Here is a 14,955-nt window from a genome sequence, read left to right on the forward strand (position 1 = left end):
ACAAACACGTTCTCACCTGCCGTTCTGCCAAGGAGCCTCACTATGACAAGAAAATATTTTGAAACCAGAATCGACGTGAAATATCGGGAGACGGACGCAATGGGCCACGTGAGCAGCCCGGTCTATTACGATTATCTGCAGCATGCATACCTGACCTACATGCACGATCTGCTCGAACTGCCCTATTCGGAAAAGCTGCCGCACATCATGGTCAAGACGTCGTGCGAGTATCTGAAGCCCGCCCAGTACGGCGATACGATCACGGTCCGCAGCAGCGTCACGCGCTTCGGCTCGAAGAGCTTCGAACTGGAATACCTGATGGTGCGCGACGCGCAGGCGGCCAGCGAGAATTCGGACGACGATCAGGCGGTGGTTGCGCGGGCCGTGTCCACGCACGTGATGTTCGACTATGGCAGCAAGACCACGGTGCCGGTGCCGGAAGAGTTCAGGACGCGCGTGCTGTCGTTCCAGGGCGCGATCTGATGTCGCAACCGGGGCGAACGCCCCGGTGCCGTTCATGCAAACACGATCAGGCCCATCAACACGGCCTTCACGACCGCATTGGTCTTGTTGGACGCGTTGAGCTTCGCGATCGATCGCGAAATATGGAAATTGATCGTCCGCTCGGTCAAGCCGAGAATGATGCCGATCTCATACGCGGTCTTCCCCTCCGCCGCCCATCGCAATACCTCGCATTCCCGCATACTCAGCGTGACATCATCGGGAGTCGCGATATTCGCCGCACACTGAACCATTCGTTTCTCCATCCATAATAAGACGCCAATATTTCAGATTCACGATTTCCAATGTTCACCTCAATTCACTACCCCTCGGATTGGATATTTATTATTTAAAGGCGTCACGAATGTTCGGCGAATTCAAAAGCAATAAACGTCCCACCCATTATCTCCGGTGTTGTCCAACCGGAATCGAGCATACCGAATCGATTTACGCTTCGGAAGATGCATGAAACGCAATGTATCAATGACGTTGACGCACGCCACCAGACTTGCATGACGCGTCACATCGAAACGGCCACGAAACTAGCGGGCGTTCGCATCGGCAACGCGTGGCGCGCAGATATTGCGCACGCAATCGCGCAGCCATCGATGCGCGGGGTCGCGATCGAAACGCGGGTGCCAGATCTGCGAGACGGTCAGGTCTGCGATCGGCACCGGCAGCGTAAAGCTGTGCATGCCGACGCGGGACCGCTCGGTCTGCCGCTCCGGCACGCTGGCGACGAAGTCCGAGCCGCGCGCAAGCGAGAGCGCGGTCGGGAAGCTCGACACGACGGTGGTCACCGAGCGCGCGATGCCGAGGGAATTGAGCAGCGTATCGATCGGCCCGTTGAACTGCCCGCGGCGCGACACGCCCACCTGCGGAAACGACGCGAAGCGCTCCGGCGTCATTTCGCCGGACGCCAGCGGATGATTCGCGCGGACCACGCCGATGAAGCGGTCGCGAAACAGCGCCTGCACGCGCAACTCCGGGCCGGCCTGGCCGATCACGCCGACCTCGAGATCGATGTCGCCATTGCGCAATGCGTCGACATGCTTGTTGGGTTTGGGTGCGAAGCGCAGCCGCACGTCGGGTGCCGTACCGGACGCGTGCTCGAGCAGCGCCGGCGCAAACGTCTCGACGAACGCCTCGTTCGCGCGAATCGAGAACGTGCGCTTGAGCGTACTCATGTCGACCCGTTCGCACGGGCACATGACCGATTGCGCCTCCACAACGAGCGCATGCACCCTGTCGCGCAACTCGAGCGCGCGCGGGGTCGGGACGAGGTCCCGCCCTGCCCGCACCAGCAACGGGTCTCCCGTCATCACCCGCAACCGCGCGAGCGAGCGGCTGAGTGCGGACGGGCTGAGGCCGAGCGCGTTGGCCGCGCCCACTACGCTGTTCTCGGACAGCAATGCGTCCAGAACGACAAGAAGATTGAGGTCGATGGAAGTCGCCATGATGCGCCCATGCTGTACTGTCGGGACCGGCCGGCCGATGGGCCAACGGCATCGTGCCTCGAGCGCAGGTGCTCCGTGATCGCGATATACCGGAAATCGGCAGTCGCGCCGCCGAGCCTGGCGCACGATCGTGCGTCCGCCTGAGAGGCGTGCCGTGAATGGCGGGGAGAATTTCTGCCGCTGAGAAAATCCGCTGCGGATTTATTGCACTTGTGAACGATTGTGCACCGCGTTGCAACAAACCGCAACCCGACTCGACGGATATTCGGTTTAAATGAAACGATGCGCACGAATGAACAATAAAACAAACCGATTCCATTGCGTCGATCCGCGAATCGCGCACGCAAACCGGCCGGCCGATGAAGCAGAGCCCGCCGCAGCAAGCCTGCGCCGGCCTCACCAGCCCCTGCGCGAGCGCCCGCCGGCACGGCTTCCGCGCAAAGTACGGCACGTTCTGCGCACCGGGACTGAATACCAGAACTTTTAAACTCTTCTATTGACTTTCACACCGACATTCCGCTTTGACGGTCAATCGTTTCACAAAACAAATCTGGATCGGATGATTCGCGTATGTCTCTCCGCCATCCGGGAAAATCCGTTTGATTGCCCGGCCCGCCCCTTTTCTCGACTCGATCGGCATTTCACGAAAATTCGGCCGGCGCGATGTATCCGGACGAGCGGTATGTGCGTCAAACCTGCAACCGCTTCGCCCGTTTCTCGTTGCGCGTGTCGATCCGGCGGACGGCCAGGGCCACGCGTCCAACGGCACGCCGTCCCGGCACCCGTTCCCGGCCAACCCGATCCTGCATTACCATCGTGCGTCCGCCGCAGTTGCCCGCTTGCCGCAAGCAAGCCCAGCCACTTCCCCGTCCCGCACCCATGCTCGCTCTCGTCATCCTCGCCGGCCTCTGGGCCGGACTGCAGAACACGCTGGCGGGCGGCGGCTCGTTCGTCACGCTGCCCGCGCTGATCGTGTCGGGCATGTCGCCGCTCGCGGCAAACATCACGTCGACGGTCGCGCTGTTTCCCGCGCAGGTCACGACCGGCTGGGCGAGTCGCAACATGGTGCGCGGCGTGGGCAGGCTGTCGTTTCGCGCGATGTTCTTCATCAGCGTGGTCGGCGGCGCGCTCGGCGGGCTGCTGTTGCTGAAGACCCCGTCGTCGATCTTCTCGCGCCTCGTGCCGTGGCTCGTGCTGTTCGCGACGATCGTGTTCGCATGGGGCAGCTTTTTCCGCAAGCCGAGCGAAGGCACGGCCCATCTCGGCACCGTCCCCGCTGCGCTCTCGCAGTTCATGATCGCGATCTACGGCGGCTACTTCGGTGGCGGGCTCGGCTTCCTGATGATGGCCGTGCTGACGATGGCCGGCCTGTCGCCACGCCACGCGATGTCGACGAAGAACGCGCTCGCGGGCGTGATGAACGCATCGGCCGTCGTGCTGTTCCTGACGTCGCCGCACCTGCACTGGGGCAAGGCGCTCGCGCTCGGCGGCGGCGCGATCGTCGGCGGCCTGCTCGGCACGTGGGCGCTGCATCGCGTGAACGAACGCGTGCTGCGGATCGGGATCGTCTGCATCGGCGCGGTGCTGACCGTCGGGTTGTTCGTCAAGCCGATCTGACGAACGCACCGGCCTGCCGCCGCTGCGGCAATTGATGAGCAAACCGCAAGACGTCTTTCGCATATCTCGTTTGCCGCGACGACGGTGTCCGCCCACAATCCGGGGTGGCCGTCGTCATCGCCCTCTCGCGGGCACCGACCGGCACTTCGCGGCCGCCATTCCGATTCACCGCCGGCGGCCCGGCACATCGCGTCACACACGCTCTCTCGACATCGGCGCCCTTTGCGGCGGCAGAACGCTTGCCGCCGCGCCGCCCGATGCGTTCCCGGCAAACGGGCCAACAATAACTAGAGGTAGGAGATGCAGGACAACTCGTTGAGGCAAAGCCTCAAGCAACGTCACATCACGATGATCGCGCTTGGCGGCGTGATCGGCGCGGGCCTGTTCGTCGGCTCCGGCGCCATCATCGCGACAGCCGGCCCCGCGGCGATCCTGTCGTACCTGATCGGCGGCGTGATCGTCACGCTGGTCATGTTCATGCTCGGCGAAATGGCCTCCCGCAATCCCGACAGCGGGTCGTTCTCCACCTACACGAGCAGCTATCTCGGCGAATGGGCCGGCTTCTCGGTCGGCTGGCTGTACTGGTTCAAGTCGATGATGACGATCACCGTCGAGGCGATCCTGCTCGGTGCGATCCTCCACGATTTCCTGCCGTGGCTGCCCGTGTGGGGCGGCGCGCTGTTCATGCTCGTCACGCTGATCGCGAGCAACGCGTACTCGGTGCGATCGTTCGGCGAAGCCGAATACTGGCTGTCGTTCGCGAAGGTCGCGACGATCATCGTCTTCATGGCGCTCGGGGCATCGATCCTGCTCGGCTTCCAGCCGCGCATTCCCGCGCCCGGGCTCGTGAACCTCACCGATCACGGCGGCTTCATGCCGAACGGCATTTCGCCCGTGCTCGCCGGCGTGATGGTCGTGATCTTCTCGCTCGGCGGCAGCGAAATCGCGGCCGTTGCGGCAGGCGAATCCGAGAACCCGAGCAAGAACGTGATCCGCGCGATCAAGAGCGTGATCGTGCGCGTGATGGTGTTCTACGTCGGCTCGGTGTCGATCCTGATCCTGTGCATGCCATGGACCGACAAGGCCAACCTGAAATCGCCGTACGTGTCGCTGTTCAGCATGGCAGGCTTCACGGGCGCGGCTGTCGCGATGAAAATCGTGCTGTTCGTGTCGTTCATGTCGGTGATGAACTCGTTCCTGTTCTCGAACTCGCGCATGCTGTTCTCGCTCAGCCAGCGCGGCCACGCGCCCGCGATGTTCGGCCGCACCAACGCGAAAGGCGTGCCGATGAATGCTCTCGTGCTGTGCCTCGCGATCTGCGTGTCGATCCTCGGCATCCACTTCCTGAGCGGCGGCGACCTGTTCCTGATGCTCGCGAAGAGCAGCGGCGCGTTCGTGATGATCGTGTGGATCTTCATCATCGTCGCGCACTTCGCGATGCGCCGGCAGGAGAAGCACGCACCACGCGATCCGCAGGCGTTCCGCGCGTGGTTCTATCCGGTGTCGAACTGGATCGCGCTGCTGGCACTCGTTGCCGTGCTCGGCTCACAGGCATTCAACCCGGATTCGCGCTTCCAGTTCTGGTTCACGGTATTGACGGCGCTTGCGATCGTCGCAGCGTATTTCCTGCGCCGTAAACCGGCACAACTCGGCGAAGCGGCCGGCGCGAAGCTGCGCTGACCGTTGCTCTTGGCGAGCGAGCGGCGCGCTGGCCGCCGCTCGGTCGCTCGGTCGCTCGGTGGCTCAGCCGAACGGCCGCACGCCGATCAGCCAGCCGTGCAGGAACAGCGCGAAGACGGCCCACACGACGAGCCCGGCCACGATCGCCACGACGTCGCCCGACAGCCTGCCCGCCGGATAGCGAACGCCTTCGCGGCGGTCACGCGCGCGCCACACGACGAAATCGACGAGCGACCACACGAAGAAGGCGCCGAACAGCACGACTGCGTGCAGCGTGCCGTTCGCGAGCAGGTGCGCGATCGCCCAGACCGCCACGCCGGCCACCATCGGATGGCCGACGAGTGTCTTGATGCGGTTGCCAGGAACGTAGGAGGCGGCGATCAGCACGAATGCGATCGCGGTCAGCATGCCGGTGAGGTGGCGCACACCGACGGGCGACACCCACAGCTGCGTCGCGCCCTGGCGCGCCATGCCGTAACCCCAGATGATCAGCACGAAGCCGACGATCGACGCGATCGCATAGGGGCCCTTCCAGCCTTTCTCGCCGATCCGCTCGATCGTTGCTGACCGCCAGCCGTCCGCGACGATCCGGATCGAGTGCACACCGAGGAAGATCGCTAAACCGAGAATCAGGACGAGCATCGGCTGTCTCCGTCTGGAATGATGAGTGGGGAAGCGTTCCGCGCGGCGGACGATGCGCCGTTCGCGGGGCCGGCGGCGAGGCCGGTGCGGGTCGCGCCGGGCACGGGCGCAATCGCGCCGATCATAAACGCCGGGGCTGCCGTTGTGAAGCGCGGGGAATGTGCGGTGCGGCAAGCCGGGGGGTTTTGCGCACCTGTACGGGCGCACCGACGGGCACCACGCGAATCGCCCGGACACGTTCGAGATCGAAAGAAAGGAAAGCGAAATTTGCGAAGCTGCCGCTTCGTTCGATCGGTATTAAGTTTGCTTGCGCTTCGCCACTGGTTTGGCTGCTGGTTTGGCTGCTGGTTTGGCTGCTGGTTTGGCTGCTGGTTTGGCTGCTGGTTTCGCCGCTGGTTTCGCTGCTGGCTTCGCCGCCCGTTTCATTGTCGGCTTCGCTACCGATTTCACTACCGATTTCGCCCCTCGCTTCGCCGCCGCGCCGCCTTCCGCCACCGGTTTCACCACCGCCCGCGCCTTGCGCTTCGGCGGCCCCGCCAGCAACGCCGCGCGATACGCGCTGCGGCACCAGTCGAACAGCGCCCCCGCATCCTCGAGCACGTCGGCCGGCGTTTCGTAGTAGCCCTCGAGCGCGACGGTCCGCGTGGGCCTCGCATACGAGAACGGCCCCATCCCCGCCGCAACGAACGCCGGACGGTTCACGTCGTCGACGCGCAGAAACAGCGACCCGCGCGACATGAAGCCGAACATCACGCCGTCGAGCCGCATCGCCGCCCCGCTGAAGAAACGCGCAACCTCGACCTTGCCGAGCGGCGCGAGCTGATAAGCGATCTCCTCGCCGTGCGCCTTCTCCGACTGCCAGCTCATGCGCGCTCCGTGCAGCGCTGCGTCCACGCATCGAGCGCCGCGTCGTCGAAGCCGACCGCCGCCGCGCTCTCGCGAATCTGCCGCCATGTCGCGCGATCAACCGGAATGCCGCCGGCACCGCGCGCCGCGCGGCTCGCCTCTTCCGGTTCGCCGGGCACCTGCACCGGCGCATCGCCGGCCTGCGGCGACGCCTTCGCCCATGCGACGAACGCATCGGCTTCGCGCTCGGCATCAGCCGCATCGAACGCGTTCGGATCGATCAGCACCGACAGCATCCCGTTGACGATCGCACTCGTCTTCTGCAGCGTGTCGCCGTAGGTCGTATGCCCGCCGACGAGCGCGCCGCCGAAAATCTCGCACATCGCTGCCAGCGCGTACCCCTTGTGCAGCCCGAACGGCAGCAGCGCACCGAACGGCTGCTCGTGCATCACGGCCGGATCGTCGGTCGGCTGGCCGCGATGGTCGATCAGCGACCCGGCCGGCGCGCGCTTGCCCTGGTTGTATGCGACGCGCGTCTTGCCATACGCGATTGCACTCGTCGCAAAATCGAGCAGCAGCGGCGGCCTGCCCGCACGCGGATACGCGGCGCAGAACGGGTTCGTGCCGAAGCGCGGATCGGTGCCGTGCAGCGGCGCGACCAGCAGGTCGCCCGGCACGTTGACGAAGTGAAACGACACGAGCCCCGAGCGCGCGCACTGCTCGGCCCAGTGCCCGATGCGGCCGAGATGATGCACGTCGCGCAGCCCGATCGCGCAGATACCCATGCGCCGTGCGCGCTCGATCCCTTCGACCATCGCCTCGAACGCGATGACCTGGCCGAAGCCGCGCCCGCCGTCGATCGTCAGCACCGCACCGCCATCGCGGACGATCGACGCGTGCCCGTTCAGCTGCAACTGCCCTTCCCGCCACGACGCGACGTAGTTCGGGATCATCCCGATCCCGTGCGAATCGTGGCCCGCGAGATTCGCGCCGACCAGGTGGTCCGCAACGAGCGTTGCCTCGCGCTGGCTGCTGCCGGCCCGTTCCCAGAGTGCCGCGACGAATGCATGCAGCGGTTCGGCGCGCATGCGCAGCGGGTCGGTGTCGGGCGTCGGCAGTGCGGTCATCGGCAAGGTTCCGTCAGGTCGGGTTGAGCAGTTGTCACTGCCAAGCGCCAAGCGATCAGCGCGCGGTCGCGATCACGTCCGCGACTGCCGCCGTCAGCTTCTTCGCATACGGCACGTGCAGGAATTCGTTCGGGCCGTGCGCGTTCGACTTCGGCCCGAGCACGCCGCACACCATGAACTGGGCGGACGGGAAGCCTTCCTGCAGCACGTTCATCAGCGGGATCGTGCCGCCGAGGCCCATATACGCGCAGTCGGCGCCGAAGTGGCGGCGCGACGCCGCATCGAGCGACGATGCGAGCCACGGCGCGAGATCCGGCGCGCTCCAGCCCGTCGCGGCACCCGCGTCCGGCTTGAACGTGACCTTCGCGTTGTACGGCGGATCGAGTTCGAGCAGTTCTTTCAGTTGCTGCACGGCCTGCGCGGCGTCGACGAGCGGCGGCAGGCGCAGCGACAGCTTGAACGCGGTACGCGGACGCAGCACGTTGCCCGCATCGGCGAGCGCCGGCAGGCCGGCGGCGCCGGTAACCGACAGCGACGGACGCCACGTCGAATTCAGCAGCGCCTCGCGCGGATCGGTCGTGGTCGGCAGCACCGGCTTGCCGTCCGCACCGCACGCCCACGGCAGCCCCTTCCACACGGCGTCGCCGAGGATCTCGGCGGCTGCGGCCGCTTCGCGCACGCGGCTGTCGGGAATCTCGCAATGGAACGCGCCCGGCAGCAGGTTGCCGTTCTTCGCATCTTCCAGGCGCTCGAACAGCTGGCGCATCACGCGGAAGCTCGACGGCGCGATGCCGCCGAACACGCCCGAATGAACGCCTTCCTCGAGCACTTCGACCTGCAGGTCGCCAGAAACCAGTCCGCGCAGCGACGTGGTGAGCCACATCTGGTCGTAGTTGCCGGCGCCCGAATCGAGGCACACGACGAGCGACACCTGGCCGAGCCGGTCGCGCAGCGCATCGACGTACGGCAGCAGGTCGTAGCTGCCCGATTCCTCGCAGGTCTCGATCAGGCCGACACAACGCGGCCGCTCGATGCCCTGCTCGTCGAGCGCGCCGAGCGCCGCGAGGCTCGCGTAGATCGCATAGCCGTCGTCCGCGCCGCCGCGGCCGTACAGCTTGCCGTTCTCGTACTTCGGCGTCCACGGGCCGAGATCCGCGCGCCAGCCGTCGAATTCGGGCTGCTTGTCGAGGTGGCCGTACAGCAGGATCGTGTCGGTGCTGCCCGAACGCGTGGCGGGCGATTCGAAGAAGATCACCGGCGTGCGGCCGGCCAAGCGCACGATCTCGAGCTTCAGGCCCTTCACGGGCTGCCGCTCGGCCCACTGCGCGGCATCGGTGACGACGCGCTCGAGATAGCCGCGCTTCGCCCAGTCGGGGTCGAATGCGGGGCTCTTCGCGGGGATCGCGATGTAGTCGGTCAGTGCGTGGAGGATTTCATCGTTCCACTTGCGCTCGATGAAGGTAACGAGCTTGTCATGGTCGAGGACGGGGGTAGTGTCGACGGAGGTCATGGTGGGGGTGCCTGGATCGGGCTGACGAAAACCCAGATGATACGCCGATGCTCCCACGCCGGCGCCCCCTGCCCGGGGTCGTTCAGACCGCCTGCGGGAAGGCGTCGCGCAGCCCTGCCGCGCACGCCAGCGCGTCGCGCCACAGGCGCCGCGTCAGTTCGCCCGCATCCTCTTCGCGTGCGAGCGCCGCGGCCTCGCCCGACCACAGCAGCGAAAAGTCGTCGCGGCCCTGCCGCTCGAACGCGCCGCGCAGCGGATCGACCGCGGCCGTCGCGAGCGGGAACGCCGGCGCGAGCGCACTCATCGGCCCCTGCTCGCGCATGAAGCGCGTCAGCAGCCCGCGCGCGGGGCGGCCCGTGTACAGGTTGGTCATGCGCGTGCCGTCGTCGCGCGCGGTGCGCACCGCCGCGCGATGCTGCGCCGAGCGGCCGGCCTGCGGCGTGAGCAGGTAGCCCGTGCCGATCTGCACCGTGCGCGCGCCGAGCGCGAACGCAGCCGCGATGCCACGTCCGTCGGCGATTGCGCCGGCCGCAATCACCGGCGCGCGCACCGCGTCGACGATCTGCGGCAGCAATGCGAACAGGCCCGGTTGCGCGTGGATGTCGTCGGTCAGGAACATCCCGCGATGGCCGCCGGCCTCCGCGCCTTGCGCGACGATCGCGTCGACGCCGCGCGCATCCAGCCAGCGCGCTTCCTCCACGGTCGTCGCGGACGACACGACCAGCGCGCCCGTGCGCCGCACGCGGTCGAGCAGCGCGTCGTCCGGCAGCCCGAAATGGAAACTCACGACGGCCGGCCGCAGCTCCTCGACGACCGCGCACATCGCATCGTCGAACGGCGCACGGCCGGGGCCGCCCTTCACGCCGGCCGGATCGAGCCCGGCTTGCGCGTAGTAGCCGGCGAGCGCCGCGCGCCAGCGTGCGTCGACCTCGGCGTCGGGCGCCGGCGGCGTATGGCAGAAGAAGTTCACGTTGAACGGCGCGGGCGTGCGCGCGCGGATCGCCGCGATCTCGTCGCGCAGTTGCTGCGGGCCGAGCGCCGCGCACGCGAGCGAGCCGAGCCCGCCGGCTTCGCACACCGCGATCGCGAGCGGGCTCAGCGAACCGACCATCGGGGCCTGGATGAGCGGCAAACGGGAAGGCAGCGTCGTCATCGGAATCGTCCTCGGGGAAGAAGCGGTAGTCGCGCGGTGGTCGCGCGCGCCGGCGGCGCGCATTCAATGCGCTCGATATTACCCGACAAACTCAATCCCGATTGCCGCGCCATTTACCTCACGAATTGATTTAACCGATTCGGAAAAACGATTATTCAGGGAAGCTTCGGCGGCGTGACCTCATCTTCCAGGATCGAGGCCAGAAAAAACGCCATCCAGCCTTGCTGCACGGGACACCCAAGTACAAATTCAAACACCGATTCACCGGTTTCAATGACATTCATCAATATTCAAGTTATTAAATACCGGCGTTTACCCTTATTGGAAATCATCCAGGCGATAACATGAACACGTCAATTAAAACGACGATTCACAGCGGAATCGTCGACCGGCGCCACGCCGCGCCACCTCAACCGCAACACGTCTCGTCAAGGAGCGTCGCATGTCCGATGCCAGCTCGTCCTCCTCCCGCGCCGCCGCCACGCCGGCCGCGGCTTCCGCGCCGAAAATCGGCGTCATCCCCGCCACGCTGATGGTCGCGGGCAACATGATGGGCTCCGGCGTCTTCATGCTGCCCGCGAACCTCGCCGCCACCGGCGGCATCGCGATCTTCGGCTGGCTGATCACCGTCGTCGGCGCCGTATCGCTCGCGCTCGTGTTCGCGAAGCTCGCCGCGATCGACCCGGCCGCCGGCGGCCCGTATGCGTATGCACGCAAATCGTTCGGCCCGTACATGGGCTACCAGACCAACCTGATCTACTGGCTCGCGAACGTGCTCGGCAACGTCGGCCTCGCGGTCGCCGGCCTCGGCTACCTCACGCATTTCTTCCCGGTACTGAAGGACCCGCTCGTGTTCGCGCTCGCGCAGATCTTCGTGATCTGGCTGTTCACCTACGCGAACATCCTCGGGCCGAACGTCGTCGGCCGCGTGCAGTCGGTCACGACAATCTTCGCGCTCGTGCCGATCCTCGGGATGGCCGTGTTCGGCTGGTTCTGGTTCAGCAAGGACGTGTATTTCGCCGGCTGGAATGTGTCGGGCACCAACAGCTTCAGCGCGATCGGCGCGACGCTGAACTTCACGCTGTGGGCGTTCATCGGCGTCGAGAGTGCGTCCGTATCGGCCGGCGTCGTCGAGAACCCGTCGCGCAACGTGCCGATCGCAACCGTCGGCGGCGTCGTGCTCGCAGCCGTGTGCTACGTGCTCAGCTCGACCGTGATCATGGGGATGATCCCGAACAAGGCGCTGCTCGCATCGAGCGCACCGTTCGCGGATGCCGCGCGCCTCGCGCTCGGCAATACGGCCGCGAACGCGGTCGCGCTGTGCGCGGCGCTCGGCTGCCTCGGCTCGCTCGCGGGCTGGACGCTGCTGGTCGGCCAGACCGCGAAGGCGGCCGCCGACGACGGCCTGTTCGCCAGCGTGTTCGCACGCGTGAACTCGAAGAACGTGCCGTCGGCCGGCCTCGCGATCGTCGCGCTGATCATGTCCGTGCAGGTGCTCGCGACGATGTCGCCAAGCGCCAGCGAGCAGTTCGGCAAGATCGCGTCGATCGCCGTGATCATGACGCTGCTGCCGTACATCTACTCGTGCATCGCGATCAAGGTGCTCGGCTACGGCAAGATGCCGTCGCACCAGTTCACGTTCTACACGATCGTCGGCCTGATCGGCGCCGTCTACGCGCTGTGGGCGATGGTCGGCTCCGACGGCCAGCAGACGCGCTGGTCGCTGATCTTCGTCGTCGCGACGATCGTCTTCTACGAGCTGTCGATCAACCGCCAGCGCGAAATCGAGGAAACCCATATCCATCCGGGCGGCCGCTCGCCGCGCTGGGTGCGCTATCTCGCGCTCGGCGTGACCATCGCCGCGCTCGCCGCCACCTTCTGGATCTCCGTGGGCCGTCACCAGGCCGACACCCTTCACACGCGCTCGCCGGCCGTTGCCGCGAGCGTCCAGGCAACCCAGCAAACGGGGAATTAAACCATGACCGCTTCCTTGACCCAACCGGCCTTCCGCCGCCTCGGCATGAAGGCCCTGCTCGTGCAGCACGACATCGATGAACGCACGGCCACCGGGCGCGCCGCGACGGCGCTCGCCGAGGAACTGCGCACGCGGCTCGTCGACGTCGTGATCGCAACGTCCGCCGACGATGCCTGCGCGGTGGTCGCCGCCGATCCGGCGATCCAGTGCCTGCTGCTCAACTGGGAACTCGGCAACGATGCCGGCCACGCGCCCGCGCAGGCCGTGCTCGACGCGATGCGCGCGCGCAACGCGACCATCCCCGTGTTCCTGCTCGCGAGCCGCGCGAGCGCGTCCGCGATTCCCGTCGACGCGATGCGCAAGGCCGACGACTTCATCTGGATGCTGGAGGACACCACGGCGTTCATCGGCGGCCGGATCGTCGCCGCGATCGAGCGCTACCGCGAAACCGTGCTGCCGCCGATGTTCCGCGCGCTCGCGAAATTCTCGCGCGTGTACGAGTATTCGTGGCATACGCCCGGCCACACGGGCGGCACCGCGTTCCTGAAATCGCCGGTCGGCCGCGCGTACTTCGAATTCTTCGGCGAATCGCTGTTCCGTTCGGACCTGTCGATCTCGGTCGGCGAACTCGGCTCGCTGCTCGACCATTCGGGCCCGATCGGTGAAAGCGAACGCTATGCGGCGCGCGTGTTCGGCGCACATCGCACGTATCACGTGACGAACGGCTCGTCGATGTCGAACCGCGTGATCCTGATGGCGAGCGTCACGCGCAACCAGGTCGCGCTGTGCGACCGCAACTGCCACAAGTCGGCCGAGCACGCGATGACGATGTCCGGCGCGATTCCGACCTACCTGATTCCGTCGCGCAACCACTACGGGATCATCGGCCCGATCATGCCCGAGCGGCTGACGGCCGCCGCCGTGCGGCTCGCCATCGACGCGAACCCGCTCGTGCGCGGCCGCGACGGCATCGATCCGACGCCCGTGCATGCACTGATCACGAACTCGACGTACGACGGCCTCTGCTACAACGTCGCGCGCGTCGAGGCGCTGCTCGGCCAGAGCGTGGATCGATTACATTTCGACGAGGCGTGGTACGGCTACGCGCGCTTCAACCCGATCTATCGCGACCGTCACGCGATGCACGGCGATCCCGCGCAACACGACGCGAGCAAGCCGACCGTGTTCGCGACGCAATCGACGCACAAGCTGCTCGCCGCGCTGTCGCAGGCGTCGTTCATTCATGTCCGCGACGGCCGCAACCCGATCGAGCACGCCCGCTTCAACGAGGCGTACATGATGCATGCGTCGACGTCACCGAACTACGCGATCATCGCGTCGAACGACGTGAGCGCCGCGATGATGGACGGCCCCGGCGGCGAGGCGCTGACGACCGACGCGATCCGCGAGGCCGTCGCGTTCCGCCAGATGCTGGCGCGCCTGCATACGGAATGCGCGGAGAACAACGACTGGTTCTTCAACGGCTGGCAGCCCGATAGCGTCGTCGATCGCAAGACGGGCCGCCGCGTGCGCTTCCACGAAGCGGACGAGACGCTGCTCGCCACCGACCCGTCGTGCTGGGTGCTGCATCCGGGCGACACGTGGCACGGCTTCGGCGAGATCGAGGACGACTACTGCATGCTCGACCCGATCAAGGTGTCGATCGTCACGCCGGGCGTCGCATCGCACGGCGGGCTGATGCCGGTCGGCATTCCGGCGTCGGTCGTCACCGCGTATCTCGACCGGCACGGGATCGTCGTCGAGAAGACGACCGACTTCACGATCCTGTTCCTGTTCTCGCTCGGCGTGACGAAGGGCAAGTGGGGCACGCTCGTCAACACGCTGCTCGACTTCAAGCGCGACTACGATGCGAACGCGCCGCTCGAACAGGCGCTGCCCGAACTCGTTGCGCGCTTTCCGGAGCGCTACGGCAAGCTCGGCCTGCGCGACCTGTGCGACCTGATGTTCAGCGCGATGAGCGACCTGAAGACGACCGAAATGATGTCGCGCGGCTTCTCGACGCTGCCGAAGCCCGATTACAGCCCGGCCGAGGCGTTCGAGCATCTCGTGCACAACGACATCGAGATGCTGGAGCTGTCGGAAATGGAAGGCCGCACCGTCGCGACGGGCGTCGTGCCCTATCCGCCGGGCATTCCGCTGCTGATGCCCGGCGAGAACGCGGGGCCGGCCGACGGCCCGCTGCTCGGCTACCTGAAGGCGCTCGAGCAGTACGACCTGCGTTTCCCGGGCTTCACGCACGACACGCACGGTGTCGAAGTCGAGGATGGCGTGTATCGCATCGCGTGCATCAAGCTGAACGCGCACGATACCCGCACGCGCTGAGCATGCTCAGGCAGCCGGCCGCCTCGGCAGCCGGCCGAACCACGCGGCAAGCTGCCGCTCACCCGCTGCGCCGCATTCACGGTACCGATCGCGCGATGGAATCA

At 66.2% G+C, this 14,955-nt stretch carries 12 protein-coding genes and 1 pseudogene; 5 read left to right on the forward strand and 8 right to left on the reverse strand.

Features of this window, described 5'->3' with window-relative positions; genetic code table 11:
* Positions 1-42 precede the first annotated feature (42 nt).
* On the forward strand, positions 43-483 hold the full coding sequence (locus B7G54_RS08110; RefSeq protein ID WP_085038618.1) for an acyl-CoA thioesterase: 441 nt from the start codon (positions 43-45) through the stop codon (positions 481-483).
* Between the two features lie 32 nt (positions 484-515).
* On the opposite strand, the pseudogene B7G54_RS08115 reads toward B7G54_RS08110, so the two are convergent.
* Together B7G54_RS08115 and B7G54_RS08120 are read right to left on the reverse strand one after the other, a co-directional pair.
* A pseudogene (locus tag B7G54_RS08115) lies at positions 516-716 on the reverse strand (LuxR C-terminal-related transcriptional regulator); the annotation flags it as partial.
* Between the two features lie 327 nt (positions 717-1,043).
* Positions 1,044-1,958, reverse strand: a complete 915-nt coding sequence (locus B7G54_RS08120) for a LysR family transcriptional regulator (RefSeq protein WP_085038620.1) — start codon at positions 1,956-1,958, stop codon at positions 1,044-1,046.
* Positions 1,959-2,837: 879 nt separating this feature from the next.
* On the opposite strand from B7G54_RS08120, the gene B7G54_RS08125 reads away from it, so the two are divergent.
* Together B7G54_RS08125 and B7G54_RS08135 are read left to right on the forward strand one after the other, a co-directional pair.
* Positions 2,838-3,575: a sulfite exporter TauE/SafE family protein gene (locus tag B7G54_RS08125; RefSeq protein ID WP_085038621.1), complete on the forward strand. Its 738-nt coding sequence runs from the start codon at positions 2,838-2,840 to the stop codon at positions 3,573-3,575.
* A gap of 300 nt (positions 3,576-3,875) precedes the next feature.
* Positions 3,876-5,255 (forward strand): amino acid permease, encoded by a 1,380-nt coding sequence (locus tag B7G54_RS08135; protein ID WP_085038622.1) that lies wholly within the window; start codon positions 3,876-3,878, stop codon positions 5,253-5,255.
* A 63-nt stretch (positions 5,256-5,318) separates the two neighbouring features.
* Here the strand turns inward: B7G54_RS08135 and B7G54_RS08140 are convergent, their stop codons facing one another.
* The 6 genes from B7G54_RS08140 to B7G54_RS39975 form a co-directional block, all read right to left on the reverse strand.
* Complete coding sequence (locus B7G54_RS08140) at positions 5,319-5,897, reverse strand: NnrU family protein (RefSeq protein WP_085038623.1); 579 nt, start codon at positions 5,895-5,897, stop codon at positions 5,319-5,321.
* 297 nt (positions 5,898-6,194) lie between these two features.
* Positions 6,195-6,764 (reverse strand): TfoX/Sxy family protein, encoded by a 570-nt coding sequence (locus B7G54_RS08145; protein WP_085038849.1) that lies wholly within the window; start codon positions 6,762-6,764, stop codon positions 6,195-6,197.
* The gene (locus B7G54_RS08150) at positions 6,761-7,870 is read right to left on the reverse strand and encodes a malate/lactate/ureidoglycolate dehydrogenase (RefSeq protein WP_085038624.1); all 1,110 of its coding nucleotides are present in this window, start codon (positions 7,868-7,870) and stop codon (positions 6,761-6,763) included. The genes B7G54_RS08145 and B7G54_RS08150 overlap by 4 nt, the downstream gene beginning before the upstream one ends.
* Before the next feature lie 55 nt (positions 7,871-7,925).
* Entirely contained in the window at positions 7,926-9,380 is a 1,455-nt protein-coding gene (locus B7G54_RS08155) for a M20 family metallopeptidase (RefSeq protein ID WP_085038625.1), read from the reverse strand.
* Positions 9,381-9,462: 82 nt separating this feature from the next.
* Complete coding sequence (locus B7G54_RS08160; RefSeq protein WP_085038626.1) at positions 9,463-10,533, reverse strand: NAD(P)H-dependent flavin oxidoreductase; 1,071 nt, start codon at positions 10,531-10,533, stop codon at positions 9,463-9,465.
* A 155-nt stretch (positions 10,534-10,688) separates the two neighbouring features.
* Positions 10,689-10,817: a hypothetical protein gene (locus B7G54_RS39975; RefSeq protein ID WP_279628054.1), complete on the reverse strand. Its 129-nt coding sequence runs from the start codon at positions 10,815-10,817 to the stop codon at positions 10,689-10,691.
* A gap of 158 nt (positions 10,818-10,975) precedes the next feature.
* On the opposite strand from B7G54_RS39975, the gene adiC reads away from it, so the two are divergent.
* On the forward strand, positions 10,976-12,508 hold the full coding sequence (adiC, locus tag B7G54_RS08165) for an arginine/agmatine antiporter (RefSeq protein ID WP_085038627.1): 1,533 nt from the start codon (positions 10,976-10,978) through the stop codon (positions 12,506-12,508).
* A 3-nt stretch (positions 12,509-12,511) separates the two neighbouring features.
* On the forward strand, positions 12,512-14,851 hold the full coding sequence (locus B7G54_RS08170; RefSeq protein ID WP_085038628.1) for an Orn/Lys/Arg family decarboxylase: 2,340 nt from the start codon (positions 12,512-12,514) through the stop codon (positions 14,849-14,851).
* Positions 14,852-14,955 lie beyond the last annotated feature (104 nt).

Source organism: Burkholderia puraquae (assembly GCF_002099195.1).
In the GTDB taxonomy this organism is placed as follows: Bacteria; Pseudomonadota; Gammaproteobacteria; order Burkholderiales; family Burkholderiaceae; genus Burkholderia; species Burkholderia puraquae.